Here is a 1,810-nt window from a genome sequence, read left to right as displayed (position 1 = left end):
GATGCTGCCCGCCCTTGTCATGATCACCGTTGGTCCGGTCGTTATCCGTTACATGCGATATTTCGGCGGGTGAAACAAAGCCTGAGTCTCCAGTCAACCGTCTCGGATATTAAGCGGGTCCAGCAGTGGGCCCGCTTAGTTTTTCTCGTGTCGGTTGCATCTTCGTCCAAAACTATGTTCCTGCCGCCATCTTCTTGACGCAAAGCGAGATCTCGGCTTTGGTCTACTCAGGGGAAGTCGGAAAGTTTAGTAACGATGTCCGGACCTTGTGAGGGACTGGGAAGCGTTGTTCTGTTGGAGTTGAGTTGACATGCCGGATGTTTCAGCCACCGAAGAGACGATCTCTCACAAAAGCCGCGATGCACAAGTTTTGCAGACAAACCCTATTCTGGCCCTCGCCAGTTGGTGCGAGTGCTTGCAAGGCAAACAACCACTTCGGGCAGGGCTGCGGCAGCTCAGCAAAGCCCTTGGTGCCCGGTCGGTCTGCCTGTCTCGCCACTCCCGGGAACTGGTACGAGTGGCTCAGGTGCTGACCTTTGAGGAGCCGGAGATCACGGCTTCCTTTGCCAATGTCGACCGGTCCTTCGCCCACTGCGTGCTAGGCGTTCACATTGACCATCCACGAGTGGGGTCTGTGTGGCTCTCCTCTACCGTGGAGGAGTGGACCGATCCTGCGCTCTTAGAGTTTCAAGACAAGAGAAACATTGCGGAAACAGTAGTCATTCCGCTTGCCAGCGAAGGCAAGAGAGTCGATTACTTGGAACTTCACTTTGCGCAGCCTCTGACTGATACGGTTGTTGCTCTGTTGGGATCCTTCGGAGATGCTCTGAGTCGGACTTGGGCAACGCGCAATCCTGGTCTGTTTGCTGAAGCTATTCTTGTGGACGGGGGCAAGCATCAGGTGAGTTCAGCACAGGGAGATCTGCTTTCACCAGCAAACCCTTTTGGACTGACGCGGTGTGAGTTCCGTATCTGCGCCCTCTTGAAGCAGGGCATCGGAGCCGAAACCATCTGCGATCAATTGATGATCAGCCCAGCGACCCTGCGATCCCATTATCGCCGGATTTACAAGAAGACTCACACAAGATCTCCCACTGAGCTGGCCTTTGCCATCCTAGCGCCACCTCGGCTTAGTATCGATCAGCTATCGCACCGCTCCTTGCAGGCAGCCTGAGCAATGCAACTGCTGCCCCTTCTCCTCGCCGCGCCCCTGCTAGTCTGGATCGCGTGGACGGACTTCCGCTTCATGCGGATCCGAAATTCCGCTGTGCTGGCTGCGATAGGGATCTTCATTCTGACAGTGCCTCTGATCGGCTTGGAAGAGGCGATGCAGCGCCTGCTCGCGGCGGCCTTAATCTTCGGGGTGGCCTTTGGGCTCTTTGCAGCCCGAATGATGGGTGGAGGCGATGTGAAGATGGGGGCTGCTCTGACTCTGTTCATTCCGAGTGGGACGTATGCACTCTTTGCCACCGTGTTCTCAGCCGCCATTCTGGCCGGCATCGCTCTTATCCTGACTCTTCGGAGCGTGCCCATCCTACGCCGAACCGGGCCCGTGTCGCTGCGCGCGCGCGGCACCTTTCCTATGGGATTAGCCTTTGCCTTGGCAGGTCTTGCTCACCTCGGCGTGTTGGCTTCGGCAAGTTGAGCGTTTGAGGCTGCCCTCCTAATCGGAGCCCCCTGAGGCGTTCGGAGAGATCGACGAGCGGGGTGTCAGCCAATACCCTACTTCTACGCATCACCTACGCTCAGGACTCATAGCCAGAACATGACGGTTGCGGCCAAGGCGATGGCCGAGAGAAAGACCTTGGGG

2 protein-coding genes are annotated in these 1,810 nt (G+C 57.1%); both read left to right on the top strand.

From position 1 onward, the window contains the following. The first annotated feature begins 310 nt into the window (after positions 1–310). Positions 311–1,174, top strand: coding sequence for a helix-turn-helix transcriptional regulator (locus FHG71_RS23185; protein WP_139084164.1), 864 nt, complete (start codon positions 311–313; stop codon positions 1,172–1,174). A 3-nt stretch (positions 1,175–1,177) separates the two neighbouring features. Further along, positions 1,178–1,645, top strand: coding sequence for a prepilin peptidase (locus FHG71_RS23180; protein ID WP_139084163.1), 468 nt, complete (start codon positions 1,178–1,180; stop codon positions 1,643–1,645). The last annotated feature ends 165 nt before the right edge of the window (positions 1,646–1,810 follow it).

Origin of the sequence: Rubellimicrobium roseum (genome assembly GCF_006152145.1) — a bacterium.
Classification (GTDB): Bacteria; Pseudomonadota; Alphaproteobacteria; order Rhodobacterales; family Rhodobacteraceae; genus Rubellimicrobium; species Rubellimicrobium roseum.
The sequence above is the reverse complement of the archived record's forward strand: the minus strand, read 5'-3'. Positions and strand labels throughout refer to the sequence as shown.

Coding starts and splice junctions, on each gene's coding strand:
- FHG71_RS23185 (WP_139084164.1), top strand. CDS start 311: ATGCCGGATGTTTCAGCCACCGAAGAGACGATCTCTCACAAAAGCCGC.
- FHG71_RS23180 (WP_139084163.1), top strand. CDS start 1,178: ATGCAACTGCTGCCCCTTCTCCTCGCCGCGCCCCTGCTAGTCTGGATC.